At 38.6% G+C, this 18,088-nt stretch carries 19 protein-coding genes; all 19 read right to left on the bottom strand.

Annotated features, from left to right (window positions below; genetic code table 11):
- Positions 1-95 precede the first annotated feature (95 nt).
- The 19 genes from B0183_RS03280 to B0183_RS03190 all read right to left on the bottom strand — a co-directional run bounded on the left by B0183_RS03280 (position 96) and on the right by B0183_RS03190 (position 18,037).
- Positions 96-842, bottom strand: coding sequence for an MlaA family lipoprotein (locus B0183_RS03280; protein WP_010785966.1), 747 nt, complete (start codon positions 840-842; stop codon positions 96-98).
- Between the two features lie 4 nt (positions 843-846).
- Positions 847-1,476 carry an MBL fold metallo-hydrolase gene (locus B0183_RS03275; RefSeq protein ID WP_035497157.1) on the bottom strand — a complete coding sequence of 210 codons (630 nt, stop codon included), beginning with the start codon at positions 1,474-1,476 and terminating at the stop codon, positions 847-849.
- 13 nt (positions 1,477-1,489) lie between these two features.
- On the bottom strand, positions 1,490-2,047 hold the full coding sequence (locus B0183_RS03270) for a YcbK family protein (RefSeq protein ID WP_021112051.1): 558 nt from the start codon (positions 2,045-2,047) through the stop codon (positions 1,490-1,492).
- Positions 2,048-2,191: 144 nt separating this feature from the next.
- Positions 2,192-3,742, bottom strand: coding sequence for a L,D-transpeptidase family protein (locus B0183_RS03265; RefSeq protein ID WP_078208316.1), 1,551 nt, complete (start codon positions 3,740-3,742; stop codon positions 2,192-2,194).
- A gap of 85 nt (positions 3,743-3,827) precedes the next feature.
- On the bottom strand, positions 3,828-5,834 hold the full coding sequence (gene prc, locus B0183_RS03260) for a carboxy terminal-processing peptidase (RefSeq protein ID WP_035497160.1): 2,007 nt from the start codon (positions 5,832-5,834) through the stop codon (positions 3,828-3,830).
- Between the two features lie 23 nt (positions 5,835-5,857).
- On the bottom strand, positions 5,858-6,394 hold the full coding sequence (gene proQ / locus B0183_RS03255) for an RNA chaperone ProQ (RefSeq protein ID WP_021116583.1): 537 nt from the start codon (positions 6,392-6,394) through the stop codon (positions 5,858-5,860).
- 220 nt (positions 6,395-6,614) lie between these two features.
- A complete protein-coding gene (locus B0183_RS03250; RefSeq protein ID WP_043896482.1) occupies positions 6,615-7,268 on the bottom strand; it encodes an IS1595 family transposase in 654 nt (217 codons plus the stop codon).
- Positions 7,269-7,289: 21 nt separating this feature from the next.
- Positions 7,290-7,505, bottom strand: coding sequence for a hypothetical protein (locus B0183_RS13165; protein ID WP_062923933.1), 216 nt, complete (start codon positions 7,503-7,505; stop codon positions 7,290-7,292).
- A 389-nt stretch (positions 7,506-7,894) separates the two neighbouring features.
- Positions 7,895-10,558 carry a PqiB family protein gene (locus B0183_RS03240; protein WP_078208327.1) on the bottom strand — a complete coding sequence of 888 codons (2,664 nt, stop codon included), beginning with the start codon at positions 10,556-10,558 and terminating at the stop codon, positions 7,895-7,897.
- 97 nt (positions 10,559-10,655) lie between these two features.
- Complete coding sequence (fur, locus tag B0183_RS03235) at positions 10,656-11,102, bottom strand: ferric iron uptake transcriptional regulator (RefSeq protein ID WP_021112035.1); 447 nt, start codon at positions 11,100-11,102, stop codon at positions 10,656-10,658.
- A 19-nt stretch (positions 11,103-11,121) separates the two neighbouring features.
- Positions 11,122-11,646, bottom strand: a complete 525-nt coding sequence (gene fldA, locus B0183_RS03230; RefSeq protein ID WP_021112034.1) for a flavodoxin FldA — start codon at positions 11,644-11,646, stop codon at positions 11,122-11,124.
- 9 nt (positions 11,647-11,655) lie between these two features.
- Positions 11,656-11,949 carry a LexA regulated protein gene (gene ybfE, locus B0183_RS03225; RefSeq protein ID WP_021112033.1) on the bottom strand — a complete coding sequence of 98 codons (294 nt, stop codon included), beginning with the start codon at positions 11,947-11,949 and terminating at the stop codon, positions 11,656-11,658.
- A gap of 197 nt (positions 11,950-12,146) precedes the next feature.
- Entirely contained in the window at positions 12,147-12,950 is an 804-nt protein-coding gene (gene lgt / locus B0183_RS03220) for a prolipoprotein diacylglyceryl transferase (RefSeq protein ID WP_021118718.1), read from the bottom strand.
- A 9-nt stretch (positions 12,951-12,959) separates the two neighbouring features.
- Positions 12,960-13,754: a sulfite exporter TauE/SafE family protein gene (locus B0183_RS03215; RefSeq protein WP_021114599.1), complete on the bottom strand. Its 795-nt coding sequence runs from the start codon at positions 13,752-13,754 to the stop codon at positions 12,960-12,962.
- Entirely contained in the window at positions 13,754-14,356 is a 603-nt protein-coding gene (rppH, locus tag B0183_RS03210; protein WP_078208315.1) for an RNA pyrophosphohydrolase, read from the bottom strand. The genes B0183_RS03215 and rppH overlap by 1 nt, the downstream gene beginning before the upstream one ends.
- 548 nt (positions 14,357-14,904) lie before the next feature.
- On the bottom strand, positions 14,905-15,597 hold the full coding sequence (locus tag B0183_RS03205; RefSeq protein WP_021114597.1) for a tellurite resistance TerB family protein: 693 nt from the start codon (positions 15,595-15,597) through the stop codon (positions 14,905-14,907).
- A gap of 70 nt (positions 15,598-15,667) precedes the next feature.
- Positions 15,668-16,516, bottom strand: a complete 849-nt coding sequence (locus tag B0183_RS03200) for a PhnE/PtxC family ABC transporter permease (RefSeq protein ID WP_075592852.1) — start codon at positions 16,514-16,516, stop codon at positions 15,668-15,670.
- Positions 16,513-17,298 carry a PhnE/PtxC family ABC transporter permease gene (locus B0183_RS03195; protein WP_062923936.1) on the bottom strand — a complete coding sequence of 262 codons (786 nt, stop codon included), beginning with the start codon at positions 17,296-17,298 and terminating at the stop codon, positions 16,513-16,515. The genes B0183_RS03200 and B0183_RS03195 overlap by 4 nt, the downstream gene beginning before the upstream one ends.
- Positions 17,288-18,037 (bottom strand): phosphonate ABC transporter ATP-binding protein, encoded by a 750-nt coding sequence (locus B0183_RS03190; protein ID WP_005710605.1) that lies wholly within the window; start codon positions 18,035-18,037, stop codon positions 17,288-17,290. Before B0183_RS03190 ends, B0183_RS03195 begins: the two co-directional genes overlap by 11 nt.
- Positions 18,038-18,088: the final 51 nt, after the last annotated feature.

Below are 18,088 nucleotides of genomic sequence, written 5' to 3'. Positions count from 1 at the left end.
AATAAATCTGTGTGTTTATACAGTTATTTTACTGTTTAAACACACAGTGTCAATAGAAATTTTGCGTTTTAGTGTAAATTTTTACAGGTAAATCATCAATCAATATTTTTTAGCTGTTCTTCAGATAATGTTTCTTGCTCACTATTTTCTGTTTTACCATCTTTTACTTTAAACTCTAAATTTTGAAAATAGGCTTCTCGGAAAGTAATGTAAGGATCTTGAGATTGCTTCAATAACGCTTCTTGTCCTATAAGCTGTGCACGGGAATCTACTCCTTGTACGACATATTTTGTGATACTCCAAGGTGTAGCGAGTAAAGATAAAACTGGATAACTAGTATCTACTAATCGACCTAAATCTTGACGAGGCGTTGCGGGTCCATACATTGGTAACATCACATAAGGTCCTGTAGGCACATTATACGCGCCTAGAGTATCTCCAAATTCTCTACGTTTATCAATTTTAAGATCATTGGTCATACTCGCGAAGTCAATTAACCCGCCTAATCCAAAAATAGAGTTAAACCAAAAGCGAGTAAAGTGTACCATTGCTTTTTGTCCTTCCCCTTCAATTAATCGGTTTACAAAGCTGGCAGGTTCATCGAGGTTATTTGCCACATTGACTAAACCTGTTTTAATTGGGCTTGGCATATAATCTCGCCAGCCCTTTGCTACAGGTTTAAGAATATAAGGATCGAGATATTCGTAATTGACTTTCCACATTGCTCGGTTAAATCCTTCCAATGGATCTGAACGGGTGCCAGTTTCAGGATCAATAGAAGAGGTGCAAGCGGTTAGAAAAGCGGTACTGAGTACTAAAAATAGAAGTTTAATTTTTTTCATATGACTACTTTAAAAATGGGTTATGTTGTTTTTCACGTCCTACTGTGGTATGAGATCCGTGTCCAGGAATAATGATAAAATCATCTTCTAAATCAAATAGTTGTGTTTTTATTGTATAAATGAGCTGCTCAAAATTACCTTGGTATAAATCGGTTCTTCCAATACTATCTTTGAAAAGCACATCGCCACTAAAGGCAATTTTATTCTCAAAATCAAAAAAGCCGATATGACCTGGTGAATGGCCTGGTAAATGGCGAATATGGAATGTTAAAGCTCCAATTTGAATTTTATCACCTGCATTTAGCCAGTGATCCGGTAAGAAAGCGGGCGATGAAGGAAGCCCGTAGCTCTGACAAATATTAGGAAGTTGTTCAAAAAGAGGTTGATCGTTTTGATGAGAGCCAAAGACATCAACATTAAAATGTTTTCTCAATTGATCAACAGCCATAATATGATCAAGATGACCGTGAGTAATCAATAGCTTCTGAACATTTAATTGTTGTTCTTCTACAAACCGAATTATTTTGTCTGCATCATCTCCAGCATCAATAATTGCTGCATTTTTTTCGTTATCCCAAACAACAGAACAATTTTGTTGGAAAACACTTACAGGGATAATTTGCAAATTAAACATAAAATCAAACCGCTTATGAACCGCGCCAAGTACGAACAGGGCCAGTGTCGACGTGGACAAAATTACTGTGAGGATAATAACCAACCCCCCCGTTATTCAGGCTTTCTGCTGCCGCTTTTATGCGGGCAAGAGGAACACCTTCAATACGGAAATCAATGGCTTTACCTAAAATATGGTAGCTATTGCTAGCAACGCCTCGACTACGACGGCGTAATCTAGCATTTGTTTGAGCAGAACGATATCCGCTTACAATAAGAATTTCAGATTTACGAAGACCCAAGCGAGCTTGAATTTGAGTTAATTTTACGAATAGTTTTGGGTCAATTCGCTTAATTCTGTTGATATGCACATCGCGCATAATATGATTTAATCTGTTAAGATCCTTTGTAACAAATCCGTTAGTGTGATAATTAGCCGATAAGGTCTCGCCTGTACTTAAGCGTTTTAAACGTAGAATAAGAGGTTTTGGAGTTGACGTTACCGCATGAACTAAATTAGGTAACAAGGTTGCACCCAAAACTATTCCGCCTAATGCAAGCCATCTTCGGCGTTGTAAATTTGTTTGTTCCATTTTATCCTCGCATTTGGGTTATTTACCGACAATCTCTCCTTTAATCTCTTAAAGGTAAATATATTCAGCCTGACTTCGACATTTTATCAAAAAGAAAGTTCTAAAAAATAGCTTATCTCTTTCGGAAATTTTTTATTTTGTGGACTAGATCACACTTTTTACTTTTTCCCAATCTAAGTTGATTTTAGGTAATGATTTATCAAATTGATAAATATCAGGTAAGGTGTATATTTTACCGCCTTCAACCCAGGATGTTACATAATATAAATAAACAGGATTATCTGAACGAATAGGTGCAGATATTGTTTTTTTACTTGCAAGAACCTCCTGTTTTCTCTGTGATGACCACCCAGCTTCTGCCAATAATAACGTAGCTAGTTCATCTGCTTTAGCTACACGAACACAGCCAGAGCTTAACGCACGATTTTTTTTACTAAATAACCCTCTATTTGGTGTATCGTGCAAATAGATTGCATCGGAACTTGGCATATTAAATTTATAACGCCCTAAAGCACTATCATCTCCCGCTTTTTGACGGATATGATACGGGAAATTATTTTTTCCTTCATAAGCTGCCCAGTTGATACTATGAGCACTAAATTTATTGCCTTTCCCATCTAAAATTTCATAGCCTAATTTATCAGCAAGGCTTGGATCTTTACGAAGTTTTGGTACTAAATCTTTATTCTTAATTGTTGATGGAACATTCCAAGGCGGATTGACGACAACGTTGCTCAGTTTGCTGTACATGACAGGTGTTTTGCGATCATTTCTTCCCACGATTACTTTAGACTGTAAAACAAGTTTGCCCTCTCTGAAATAATAGAGCTGATAGCTTGGGATGTTGACAAAAATTCCATTATTAAAACTTGGAATAAGACGTAAACGCTGCGCATTAAGTGCTAATTGAGTAAATGAAGGCGTGTTTACACTACCTTTATTCTCTTTTGTAGATTTTGCTGATTTATTACCACCCTGATTGAGAGCATCATTAGATGATATTTCAAATAATTTTTGTACGGTTTCTTGGTAAATATGGTTTTTAGGTATTAGATCCGTGACAAACTGAGCGTGGCGATCTTGTTTCATCGCTTCCAACCAAGTAGCAATACGATATTCTGTTGGTGTTTTAGTTGAATAGCTTCCTAAATGATATAACCACTGATTTGAAAATTGATCAACATTTTCTGTGTAATAGAGATAATCTAAGAAACTATCTGTGAGTAGAATATCGCGAGCAAATCCCTCATTCATATTTAGAATTTGTTGTAACGCATTAGCTGATTTAGGCGAAACGCCGCTTACGGCGAATACTGCATATTCTTTTAAAAACTGTTTTTCTGCCACTTTATCTTTCCACAAAGGGGCAAACTCATTATTGAGATATACTTTTGCTGTCGTATTGGATAATAGTAAATGATAGCCTAATGTTTCTTGTTGAATACGTTGCTCGGCATGAATTAATTTTTCGGCTTCAACGCGTTTTCTTTCAGCCAATTGAAATTGATATTCTGCATTTTGTGTCAGTTCAGCAATACGGACTAATTGCGCTTTAAAACTTAACTGAGGCAAAATTTGCTCATCAGGAACAGATGTTGCAGCATTATGCTGAGAACTAACATTCAACGCACTTCCATTTTCAGCAACCACAGCACTAGAAAACAATATTACTGACAAAAAAGTTAAACTTTTCATTCAATTTAATCCATTAGGAAAATGAGTAATAAATCAGACCGCTTAAACAGCGGCCTGATAAACTTCCACATTATAAACGTATTTATTATTTTTTATCAAATTGTAACCAATCAACCATCATCTGCTCCGTTTCTTTTAAGAAGAAATCTGGGGCTTCATAGTCTTTTGGTAACTGTTCAAGATCTTTGATCTGTTTTTTACCTTCACGTTTAAAGCGAGCATTTAAATCTTTCAAACGACGAGCTTCATCAGCTTTACTCTCTTCTTGACGAGAAGCTAAATTAAGTGAGGTAAATTTACGATCATCTCTTTCCTTATTAATTGCGATAGTTTCATTTAAAGCAATAAATTCAGGATTTTTAGCAATACGTTTTTCGTGATTTTCAGTGAGTTGTGCAACTACATCTCTAGCTTTTGCGACTTCTGAATAAGTTGCTGCAGGAATTTTATCCCAAGGCAAAGCATTATCTTCAAATCCTTCCCCTGTTTTTTCTGCATTGATAATTTCAGGGAAACGAATATCTGCTTCAACCCCTTTAATTTGGGTGCTGCCACCATTAATTCGATAGAATTTTTGGATTGTATATTGGATAAAACCTAACGGCTCTTGATCCAAATCATAAACCATATTTAAAGAACGGTTTTGTTGAACAGTACCTTTACCAAAACTTTGCTGCCCGATAATAATCGCACGATTGTAATCTTGCATTGCAGCCGCAAAAATTTCAGAAGCCGAAGCACTATGACGGTTAATCATCACTAAAATGTTGCCATCATATAATGTTGTACTATCGGTATCTTCGTGAACACGAATACGATTAAAAGCATCTCTAACCTGAACAACAGGACCATCTTTAATAAATAATCCCGTTAATTCCACTACCTCAGGCAAAGAACCGCCACCATTTTCACGCAGGTCAATAATCAACCCATCTGCTTTTTTGGTTTTCATCTGTTCGAGAAGTTTACGCACATCTGCAGTCAAACCAATATAGAAACTTGGAATTTTGATCACAGCAATATTTTTTCCGTCTACTTTATCAACAGTTAATTTCGCCGCACTGTCTTCAAGACGAATTTTATCCCGAACTAAACTAATAATCTTGGTTTTGCCGCCTTTAGCAGGTTCAATTTCAAGATAAACCGTCGAACCTTTTTTACCTTTGATATTATCGACAACATCATCTAAACGCCAGCCAATCACATCTTCGATTTTATCTTTTGATTGCCCCACACCAACAATTTTGTCACCTGCTGCAATTTTTTTACTACGCGCTGCTGGCGCACCAGGCACCAAAGATTTGATGATCGTAATATCATCTTCCATTGAAAGCGTCGCACCAATGCCTTCTAAAGACAAGTTCATACTCTCTTGGAAACGTTTAGCTGCACGAGGTGAAAGATAACTTGTATGCGGATCAATTTCTCTTGCAAAAGCGTTGAGATAAGTTTGCAGAATATCATCGGCTTTATTTTGTGTTAAACGACGAATTGCCAAGTTATAACGTTTAGTCAGTGTTTTCTTGATTTCAGGCCATTTCTTATCTTTCAAATAAAGATTAATAATATCGTTTTTTACTCGTTGCAACCAAAGCTCATCAGCTTCTGTGGTAGTTTTCGGGAACGGTGCTTTTTCACGATCATTTTCAATTTGATCCTGCCCTTTTAAATCAGGCTCTTTATCTAACAAAGACAAAGCATATTTATAACGTTCATAACGACGTTTTGTCATTAACTCATACATTTCAAAGGCAATATCTAGTTTGCCTTCATAGAGTTCTTCATCTAACTTGGTTGCATACTTAGCGCGCAATTCATCAATATCAGACTGTAAAAAGGTATTGTGAGAACCATCAAGCCAATCAATATAACGATTAAAAATTTTCTCAGAAAAAGCATCATCTAGTTGAAACTTATGATAATGCGATTGTGTTAAGCGAGCCGTAACACGTTTAGTTGAAGTAATATGTTGATTTGATGGTTCTGGGATAACCAGCTCACTCTCTTTTATTTGTGGCTCGACGGCAAAAGCATTAATGCCCATCACCCCCAAGCACATTCCTACAAATGTAGTGAATTTAGTATATTTCATATCTATCCTATTAATAGCAATGGTTATTTTTTGCCTTTGGCAAATTTGCTTTCTAATGCGACTAAACTCTCTAAAGATGCTTTTGGCATTTCTTGTTTTTTCGTTTCAGCCCGTTTTTTGGCATGCGCTTCACGTGCTTTTTGTTTAAAGAAAGTTTTACGCTCTTCCTTGCGTTTCTCTTTTAATTGCTGAGCTTTACGTTCTGCATAAGCTGCTTTAGCTTCGGCTAAAGATTGTGCTGCATGTTCTGCTTGTGCAGCTTCAACAACTCCCGCTTCTTCTCCTTGAAGACCGACACGTACAGCACCTTCTTTACATGCGTGTAAGTAACGCCAGTTCATTGTATAAACACGTAATGCTTGACGAAGCCCCGTTTTACTGATTTTTTCATCATCACTCAACGCTTCAACTAAATCTTGGAAAAGTCCAATTTTTAGAGGTTTAGCTTCGCCTTCTAAATTAAAGCAAAACGGAAATTTTTCAGCCAAATAAGCAATGATTTCTTTTGTAGATAAAGCGGTTTTTAGGTTTTGAATGGTATTAAGTTGTTGTTCAGACATAAAATGTTCCAATCTAAAAAATGAATGTTAGGTAAGCGAATAAAAATGCTGCCTACTATATTTTATTTAGTTACAGTAGTCCATAGACTTTCCAATAAGTTCCTTATTCTTTAGTAAAAATTTTATTTTTTAAAATAATATTTGCCTTATACAGTGATAAATGTTGTAATGCTGCCCGTTGAAATTTTCAACCATTTTTAGGGGCTGACGTAGATTAGCCCTAAATTTCACACCATTTTCTCAACGTTTTAAGTTGCTCTTTTGGTGTTCCAAAGTTAAACCGAAATTCACATTCTTTCAAGAATAAAGGGAAACTTTTTCGGTCAATCCCATTATATTTTCGGAGTATCCGCTTGGCTTGATTCCAAAAATTTTCAATGTCGTTGATGTGATTTTGTTTCACTGCAAACAATTCCGAATGGTTAATGCGTTCGTGGTGAAATTCGCTTACATCAAGGGCATCATAACTACGATAAGTATCGGTATAAACCCAGCTATCAGGCTTGATTTTCCTTGCTATAACAGGCATTAGCGTTGTTGTCTTCGTATCATTGACGACCACAGTAAATACTTTTCCTTGCCGTTTCAATATCCCAAAAACAGCCACTTTTCCTGCTGCTCCACGACCTCGTTTTCCTTTACGAGGTCCACCAAAATAGCTTTCATCCAACTCAATTTGTCCGTCAAATACTTCATCTGCTTCAAGGGCTAAATGATTACTGATGACCTCACGGATTTTTCGGTAAAACAGGATCGCTGAATTGGGCTGAATACCTAGCAAATCTGCGACTGATCGAGCTGTTACTTCTAACACAAAAAATTCAAGGAGTTTCTTCTGTATAGATTTCTTTAATTTACAATGAGTTATCTTCATTTTTGTAGGTTAGCATACTAGCTAATCTACGTCAGCCCCTAAATCTTTCATCAAACCACATCTACCATCACAGGTAATCGATTGAATGATATAGCCTTTTTCTCTTAACCTATTCAGGGCAAGTTTGTAGTAAATATCTTTTTCGGTTCGCACAAAGTAATGGGAAATCACATTATTTGAATTAGAATCCATTAGCACTAATACGCCAAAATAACGACAGAAAAACGTTGTATCCATAATGATGTTTAGGTATCGATTTGAAGGTGGTTTTAAAGCTGTTTTAGGGGCTTTATCAATATATCTTTGAATAGTTCTAACCGAACAATGATATTTTTCGGCAAGTTGTTGATAGGTTTGTTTTCCAGATGTGTAATCAGTCCAAATTTTAATTGGATCTAATTTAGATTTTAAGATAAACGTTTTATAACATTCATTACAAAAATAACGTTGAGTATTATTTTGTATACAATGTTTCTTTATTTTCAGACTTTGGCAAAATGGGCAGTTTTTTGTTCATATTTCAAAAAGAAGGCTTAAAGCCTTGTACTATAAGGCTTTAAGCCACCTTTTACCAACACTTTTGTCCACTATGTCGTTAATCCCTAGTATAAGATAGGAATTTTTTCCTACTCCGCCAACCCCTGATCCCACTCTAATGCTTCTTCAGGTAATTTACGTTGTAATAAAAATCTGCGATTAGCTTCTGCCTGAGGTTGAACAACCTTACTTGATGGAGTTGAGAAGCTAATTCCACCGTTAAATAATTGGGACATTGTGCCTGAGTTCAGGCTGACACCATTGAGGCTGATATCCATTGTGTAGCCTGAGGAAGCCCAGAACTCGCTATTTTTACGGACAAGGTGTTTATATTGATTGGCTATGCGTAAATGGATCAGCACTCGATCACCGAGTTCGCTTAAACTGAGTTGTTGTACCATACCCACTTGCATTCCTCGATACATTACAGGGGCTTGTAGGGTGATGCCATTTGCGTCGCTGGTTTCCACAATGATTGGGAAGCCGTTACCATATTGTGTATCTGCGGTGTCTGTTGCCCCTAATTTGAACTGCGTTTTTCGTTTGCCATTGCCTGCTTCTACGCTGATGTAGTTTTGAATAGCAGCATCAAGATTTTTGAAGCCTGTTGTGTCAATTTCAGGGGAAACAGCATTAAATTTGCTACCTGCTTTGGCGACAATGGCATAATATTGTCCTTCGATGTAAGCGGTGGCTTTCACCTGTTTTCTTGCATTGTCTAGCTGTAGCGTTTCAACATTGCCGATAGTTAATCCCATATACTTAATCGGCATTCCTTTGCTTAATTTAGAGGCATCTTGAGCAATCAAGGTAATATAAGTATTACCAGAAATCGCTTTCGTGTAACTGCTATACAAGGTCTTGCTATCTTTAGTTCCCTGATTATCAAAGCTAATCGCCCCTTTGAGTGTTCGCATTAGTGAACCCATTTTGAGATTAACACCGTTGGTCGATACGTTTACCTCTACCGCTGGTTCAACCCAGAAACGACTAGTTTCCGTCAGTAGATGGCGATATTTAGGTTCAATAAATAGATCAACTTCAAACTTCGTTTTTTGTGGGCGAATGTTAAGCACCTCACCTATCGGGAAGTTGCGATAAAGCACTTGTGAGCCTTTATCAATACTGGATAATTCTGTAGCAGATAAACTCAGCGTTGCTTTTTTCTCACTACCTACAATACCAGCTTCTGCACTCTCAATATCTTTGAATAATGGGTATTGTTTTTTCGCTTCCCCTTGAGCTTTATCTGAGAGGATACGAACACCGCCAGCAAGCCATTCTGATGGAGAAGCGGATTGCACTCTTAGACCATCTAAGCCAACGGCTACATCTAAATGCGAGATCGCCACAAATTTACTGTTCCCCGCGACAAGGGTACGATAAGGCGGATAGATGATGCCTTGAAATTCTACGCCGTTAAGCGATAACTGGCGTTTCACAATTTCGCCAATTTGTATATCGTTATAATAAATGCCCTGCCCTTCGCTTACACCATAAGATTGTGGCGATGAAAGGGTAATTGCCAGCACATTAGGGCGAGTGAGTAAATAATCAGTTTCTTTTTGTACATTAAAGGTTAATTGAGGTTCGCCTTCTCCCTTTTCGATTTCAAAATAAGCACCTCTCAATAGCTCACCCACTTTACTCAATTGTTCTTTATTGAGTGCAAATTTAGGTTCTTTCAGTAAAATTTGACTGCCAGAACGTAATAGATCCGTGTGTGCAGGGTCGATCAATAATTTACCTTGAATAGTCGCTTTGGTTGGTTTGCTTTTGAAGTAATCTTGTTCAATTTCATTCAGCTCAAGGTGTGAAAGTACGCCAACTTGCAGGTTTTGGTAATAAACAGGCGTTTCATTTACTTTTAAATTCGACATCATTGGCAAGGTGATGTTTACTTCTGTTCCTCGTTGAGCCAATTTTAAGTTATCGAAAAGTTGAAAACGTTCGCCCTGTTCGGCATTGGTTGCCATATCAGGCGAGTCAAAAGCAACTGCCCCTTGCACCATAGAAGCAAGACTATCCACATTGAGATTGACCCCAGTGAGATTTGCATTAAATTGAATACCGCTGATATTCCAAAAGCGACTTTCTTTTTTGACAAGATTGGCGTACTTTTTATCAATAACTACGTCTATTTCGACATTTTTTTGATCTTGGGTAAAGCGGTAATCAGCAATGCTTCCTACTGGCACTTTTCGATAATAAACGCTTGCCCCCACAGTCATTGAGCCTAAATCTGAAGCAACTAATTTCACCAATAAATCACCATCAGCAACGGTCACTGCAGGTGGTTCATCTTCAGCCACAAATTCATCTTGACTAGAGGCATCTTCATCATCATTTGGCAATAAAGTGATGTAGTTACCTGAAACAAGCGCATCTAACCCTGACACTCCGGCTAAAGAGGCACTCGGTTTGACTAGCCAGAACTTTGTCCCTTCTTTTAATACCGATTTCGCTTCGGGATTAACTTCTGCTTCTACCTCAATCTCTTTTAATTCATTGATGAAATAGACTTTTTTTACTTGACCAATTTGCAAGCCTTGATAACGAATAGCAGTTTTTCCTGCGGTAATCCCATCGCCCTTACTAAAACGAATGGTAATTTTCTGTCCCTGCTCTTGAAGAATTTGGAAAAAAAGCAAACAGCCGATCACAAAAGCAACAATCGGCAATAACCAAAATGGCGAAATTTTGCGAAGTTGCCGTACTTTAGCTGGAACAGTATTGGGAATATTTTCAGACATCGTTTTACCACTTTTAAATACACGCAAGCGGCGAGATGTTGCAAAAGGTTTGCGAAATCTCACCGCTTGTTCTTATTAACTTATTGAAAAAGAAGAATTATTTTTTATCTTTTTCATCACATTTTTGAATATTGCTACATTTACCATACAAATATAAGCTATGGTTTGCAAGCTCAATTCCGTGTTGTTGGCTGATTTCACGCTGACGGCGTTCAATTTCAGAGTCTTTAAATTCAAACACTTTACCACAATCCATACAGATAATATGGTCGTGTTGGTGGTTCATATTTAATTCATAGACAGCTTTATTCGAATCAAAATTATGGCGAGTTAAAATGCCAACTTCTTCAAATTGATTTAATACGCGATAAACTGTTGCTAACCCGATTTCAGACTGACGTTCTAGCAATAATTTATAAATGTCCTCAGCAGAAAAATGCTGCATACTATCACGGGTGATTTGCATTAACTCAAGGATTGTTAAACGTGGTTCAGTAACTTTTAAACCCACTTTTTTCAACAGTTTCACATTTTCTTCAGACATATATCCTCCAATAGATATATTAAGCTAATTCCGCTAAATACATTTCATCAAAAATTTGTTTACACCAACGGTTTACACGTTCTTCGGTGAGTTCTGGCTGGCGATCTTCATCAATACATAAGCCAACAAAGGTTTCATCATCAACTAATGCTTGTGAAGCCTCAAAAGTATAACCTTCCGTTGACCAATGACCGACAATAGTCCCACCGTTAGGTTCAATAACATCACGCACAGTTCCCATTGCATCGCAGAAATATTCTGCATAGTCTTCTTGGTCACCACAACCAAAGATACCCACGATTTTTCCTGTAAAATCAATTTCTTTTAACGTCGGCATAAAATCGTCCCAATCTGCTTGAGATTCACCGTAATACCACGTTGGAATACCAATTAATAAGAAATCGTAGGCTTCAATATCTTCCTTCGTACTTTTTGCAATATCACGAATATCCACTAGGTTTGCACCTAGTTGTTTTTGAATCATTTTAGAAATATTTTCTGTGTTTCCAGTATCACTACCGTAAAATAAACCGACAACTGCCATTTGAAATACCTATTTACTTAATTCAATGGAATCCCCATTGAGATAATCGTTTAAAATGAGTTCAATTAACTGCCCTCTAGACAGTCCTTTTACCGCTGCTTCTTGTTCCAATGCCACCACTAAATCCGAATGCAATTTAAGCTCAATCCGTCTTAATCCTGACGAACGATCTCGCCTGAGTTGATTACGTTTATTAATTCTAACTTGTTGCTCTCGGCTTAGAGGATTTGTGCGAGGTCGCCCAACCTTTGGCATATTTTCAAACAGATCAAGCGTAATACAATCCGAATCTTGCTTTGCCATTACTACAATTTTTGGGCTGAGTGCTTCTTACTCAGATGAGAATGAGAAGCTAATTATTAAAGTGCGAACTATAGCACAATATAGAATTATTGGAAACGCCCTATCAAAATATTCATTATAAATTGAGATTACCTAAAACATAATTAGCTATTATTCTGCTGCCATATAACTAAATAAAAAATGTAAACTAATTTTATTTAGTCATTACTTAACCTATGTCGGTAATAAGCCACAGCCATAATCACCAATCCCCCGATAATCATCGGCAATGAAAGCAACTGCCCTCGTGTAATTAAATCTGCTGCCGTATTAACATTCGGATCGAACTCTCGGAAGTATTCAACGATAAAACGGAAAACCCCATAGCCAACTAAGAACAATCCAGCTACAGATCCCACTGGACGAGGTTTACGGATATAGCCATTGAGGATAAAGAACAGCACCAAACCTTCTAAAACTGCTTCATAAAGCTGAGAAGGGTGACGAGGCAAATAACCGCCACTAGGAAACATTATCGCCCAAGGCACATCGGTCACACGTCCCCAAAGTTCATCATTAATAAAGTTACCAATACGTCCTAATCCTAAACCAAAAGGAATAAGCGGTGCGATAAAGTCAGCGGTTTGCCAAAAGTTGCGATTTTGACGGCGAGAGGTCCAAAGCATTGCGACAATCACACCAAGTAAACCGCCGTGGAACGACATTCCCCCTTCCCAAATACGAAATAAATAGAGAGGATCTTGTAGGAAACGGTCAAAGCTATAAAAGAACACATCACCAATTCTTCCCCCTAGAACAACGCCCCAGAAGCCATTAAACAGCAGTTGATCGACCTGTTCGACACTCCATACTCCATTAGAATTTTTCGCACGTTTGGTACCAAGCCAATAGGCAAAACCAAAACCAAGCAGGTACATAATGCCGTACCAGTGCAAAGAAACTGGACCTAGCTGTAACGCAACTGGATCGATATTAGGAAAAGTTAAAAACTGTTCAGACATAAATTTCCTTTATTTTAAAAACATATTCACGGCAATACACATCAAGAAAACGGCAAAAGCACGTTTTAAAATTGGCACTGGCAATTTGTTCGCTGCCGTTGCCCCTAATTTTGAGGTAAAAATAGAGGTCAGCGTAATCCCCACCAACGCAGGTAAATACACATAACCGACCGCATATTGTGGCAAATTAGGATTATCCCAACCACTAATCACAAAGCTAATGGCCCCAGCTAATCCTAACAAACCACCACAAAAAGAAGAAGTACCAATCGCTTTTTTCAGCTCAATCCCTCTGCTATTTAAAAATGGCACAATAAAAGCACCGCCTGCAATGCCAGCAAAACTGGATAATATCCCGATTATCCCCCCAGCAATCACAGTAGATTGAGTAGTCAAAGACTTAGGCTCTGCCTGCTTTGGTTTGAGAGATAAAAACATCTTCAGCGAAAGATACAGGATCATTACAGCAAAGATTTTTGTCATCACATTTTTCGGCAAATCACTCACAATCAAGCCTGAAATAAACACCGCCACCATCAACGCAGGCACAAAAAACTTCACAACTGACCATTGCACATTGCCTAACTTATGATGACGTTGTGCCGCTGAAAAAGTGGTTAGCACAATCGTTGAAAAAGATGTACCCAATGCAATCGACATCAACAAATCATCTGGCACACCAATTTGAGGCAACAAATACACAAGGGTTGGAACAATAATCATACCGCCACCGATACCAAACAACCCTGCTAAAAAACCAGCAACTGAGCCTAAAATCAAGCAACAGACAAACATTTCCACCATTATTTTTTCTCCTTAAACGCCCGATATGGTTTACGAAGCTCACGTTTTGGTTGAGTACGAAACTCTTTTCTCTCGTGGCTAAATTCTTTGGTATCTCGATTTTTCTCGCTTTCGACTTTTTTCTGCTTACCCATCAACACCTGAGCAAACTCTTTCATCACCTTGCGGTACACATCACGTTTAAACGACACCACCTGTCGCACAGGATACCAAAAGCTCACCCACCGCCAGCCATCAAACTCTGGCGTTTTACTGGTTTTAAGATTAATTACCCCTTCATCTGCCACTAATTGCAACAGAAACCAACGCTGTTTTTGACCAATACATACAGGTTGAGTTTGCTCATTACGAACTAACCGTTTTGGTAATTTATATCTCAGCCAATACTTCGATGCCCAAAGTAATCGCACATCCTTTTTCGTTAAGCCGACTTCTTCATAAAGCTCACGGTACATTGCTTGCTCAATGTTTTCCCCCTTATTAATCCCCCCTTGAGGAAATTGCCAAGAGTTTTGACCAAACCGCTTCGCCCACAGAACCTGCCCTTGCTTATTACAGATAACGATACCAACATTCGGGCGGTAACCATCGAAATCGATCAATTTAGACCGCCTTATTTAATCAATTTGAAAATGGTGTGATTGTTTCATACTTCGGCTATTTGAACAACTAGCAAGGCGAAAACAAGCGGTAAGATAACCAAATTTTTTCACAACGGTGGATAACTCTGTGGATAACTTGGAAATTTGTTGATAACTTTTTTGGGATAAACGATCTAACCGCTTGATCTCTCTTTAGATCTTATTTCCTGTTCTCGATCATTTTTGATCCCTTTTCACTGTATAAGCACACATTTGATCGCTCATTTTGTTTGCTTTCTAGAATAACTTAGCCATTTTTCAGACTAAATTGCCATTCTATTCACATTTGATATGCTTTTATCCCCATTCCCTGTGGATAAAATTGTGATAGATCGGGATAATGATCGTGTATAACCTAAAATTAGCCCAGATATTTTGATTTTTCCCTTTAAAAAACAATATGTTATTTTATTCTTCTTATCAGAAAAAACAAGTGCTCATTTATTAAACATAATATAAACATTAACAACTATCAAAATAGTGAATTTGTGGGAAAATCATGTTTAATGTTAGAATCCAGCCCGTTTTTCTAATTGTTCTACAAAATTTTCGTTTAAATTTAGCTTCTCGGCTAAGTGGGATAAAAATACGATCTCTTTTCTAGAGAGCTCTTGACAGACCAAGCGTGCAGCGAGGTAAACTTGTGCCGCTAAAGCGGTGTCGTTTCCGACAGTTTTTGCAATTTCATTCACGGATACTGGCTCGTGCATTTCATGCAGTAACCATTGTTGTAATTCAGGGTCATTACCGCCCTCTTTTAAGATTAAAGCTTCTTCGTTCTCATCCAGCTCACCGTCTGCTAATGCAGCTGCAAGCATTGTACGTAAAATAATTGCTCCCTTCTCTTCAGAGCTGTCCGCTTCAAAAGCCGCTTGGCTCAGCTCTGTGGTTTGAATTGTCGCTTGGTTCTTTTGGTAATCTTGATAGGCTTTGTAAGCCAGTCCGCCAAGTGCGGCTAAAGATCCGAGTTTAGTCAAATTAGCCCCGCCGTTTCTGCCTAACACCATCGATAGAATACCGACCAATGCGGCACCGCCGCCAACTTTGGTAATAGTATCTACGTTGCCCGATTTGATCTCACCGGCAGTATTTTTGGCAGAACCCAATACAGAGCTTAATACGTTACCTAAGTCCGATTTACTTTGATTAGCGGTGTTGCCGACAGATTTTAAAACGCCGTTTAAAATGCTATTAAAATTCATATTGCTTTCCTTTTGGTTAATTTGGTTAATAAAAAATAATAAAGAGTAGACATTATGTTATCAAAATAATTCAATTTTTTTCTGCAATAAATTTCTTTGCCAACGCCGACAGTGCATCGATCACATAAACTAACAGCAAATAACAGAGCAGATAAAGGGTAATTTCAGAGTAATGGAAAAAACTCATCGCCAGCTTGAACTGCATACCTAAGCCACTTGCCCCGACAAAACCGACAATCAATGTCGCCCGAATAATGTTTTCCATACGATAAAGAATGTAATTGAGAAAAGCACGCATCACCGCAGGATAAATCCCGTAAAACAGAATTTGGTTTTGCGAAGCTCCGTTTTGCATTAAATGGTGTATCGGTTTTTCATCCATATCTTCAACCACTTCGCTGCACAGTTTGCCTAATACACCGAAATTGTGAATGGCTAATGCTAATGCACCTGGAATGATCCCTGGTTTGAAGATAAAGACTAAAATCATCGCCCACATTAATTCGGGTACGGATCGACTAAACAGAAATAACCCCCGACTGAGATAATAGGCGGCACGGTGATACCAGTATGTTCTGTGGCGAAAGTGTCCTTGTGCCACGTTGCGAGCGGACGGCAGAACCAAAAGGAACATTGTCATGCCTGCAATCCCTGTTGCCAGAATACTCATCACAAAGGTTTCCCACGAGAGCCATAGGGCTTTTTGCCACATTTCAGGGTCAAGATAGGCTGGAAGATCTTCACCTATGCCAGCCATTCCAGCTAAAAATTCCGTGAGATAATCCCAATTTTCCGCTCGAAACAGTTCACTCAGTGCAGTGGGTTGATCTTTAAGAATATAGCCCCACGACAGCCCGATAAGTCCTAACACAGCCCAAAATGAATAGCGGATAAAATAGCGGTCGATATGTTTTCTCATTTTACTCGGCTCCTGATGGCATAGCTCCAGCGGTCAACCAGAACGATTAACCCGATAAGGAAGATCAAGAATGTCCAAACCTGATCATATTTCAGATCTTGTAAAGAAAGCTGAATTTGCATACCGATCCCCCCTAAACCGACAAAAGAAAGTACCGACGAAGAACGAATAGCACATTCAAGGCGATACATGGTATAGCTCAACATCGTCGGCAAGGCTTGGGGTAGATAGCCATAAATCAAACATTGCATCGGCGTTGCCCCTGCTTCTTTTAACGCAAAAATAGGTTTGGAAGGCACCGCTTGTAACGTATCTGCATAGATTTTGCCTAAGTAGCCAGAATAAGGAATAGCAAGGGCAAACACTGCACCTATCGGATTTAACCCGACAGCCGCAACAAAGAACCATGCCCAAATCAATTCGTGAATAGCACGTAGAAAGCCCAATATCGCACGGGCAGCCCCCTGCAAAATGAGTGAACGAAACAGCACACCAGAAGCAAAAATGCTTAAGCAAAATCCACCAAACATAGACAAAGAGAGTGTAATCAAGGCATAAGCAAAAGTGAGCCAAGTGGATTGCAAGGCGAGTTTCAGTAAATCAGCAGAAAAGTCAGGGGACAATAAGCTGGAAAATAGTCGAGTAAGCGTTGCCCAACCACCAGAATGCATCAACCCTTTGTCGTTATCGACGGCAAATAGGCTCAACAAAAATGCAAGCAACAACATACCCGTAAGCAAATTTCGCCGTTCATTTAGTCCAAGCGGTCGGTTATGTTTCATTTTTTACCAATCCGTATAAGACATTAAGTTGCTCTTGAGTGACTTGCTCTGTTTGCAAATCAAACACAATTTTTCCCTGTTTAATGCCGATCATACGATCAAAATAGGCTTTGGCATATTCCACCGAATGCATACTGGCAATCAATGTTTTCCCCTGCTCTCTCACCAGCCCTGTCAATAATGCCAAGACATTTTGTGCATTAACAGGATCGAGTGCGGACACTGGTTCATCAGCTAAAATCAATTTAGGGTTTTGTACTAACAGACGAGCTATTGCAACACGCTGCTGCTCACCACCTGACAGCTCGGCAGTTGGCTGATCGATTTTATCCAGTAGCCCAACGGCAGCAAGTGCTTGCTCGGCAAGATGTCTTTCTTGCGGTTTAACCAAAGAGAATAAGGATTGCCAAAATCCCCACTGGTTCAGCCTGCCAGCCAAGACATTGTGGATAACTTCCAGTTGTTTGACTAAATCATACTGTTGATGAAGCATACCGACTTGTTGAGCAAACTGTTTGTTATCTGGGTAATCTTGAATATTGCAATTTTCCAGCCAAATCTCACCGCTTGTTAAAGGCACGGAACGCATAATGCTATTCATTAATGTCGATTTCCCCGAACCGCTCGGCCCAACTAATGCCACGATTTCACCTGAATGAATGGTTAAACAGATGTCGTCTAAAACGGCTTGCTTGCCGAAATGTTTGGTGGTGTGGTGGAATGATAAGAGAGATTGCATACAGGAATTATTGTCTATGTTGCTTACAGGTCAATATTGTAGGGTGGGGCT

This window comes from Glaesserella parasuis, assembly GCF_002015085.1.
GTDB classification, from domain to species: Bacteria; Pseudomonadota; Gammaproteobacteria; order Enterobacterales; family Pasteurellaceae; genus Glaesserella; species Glaesserella parasuis.
This window is presented reverse-complemented; position numbering and strand designations above follow the sequence as displayed.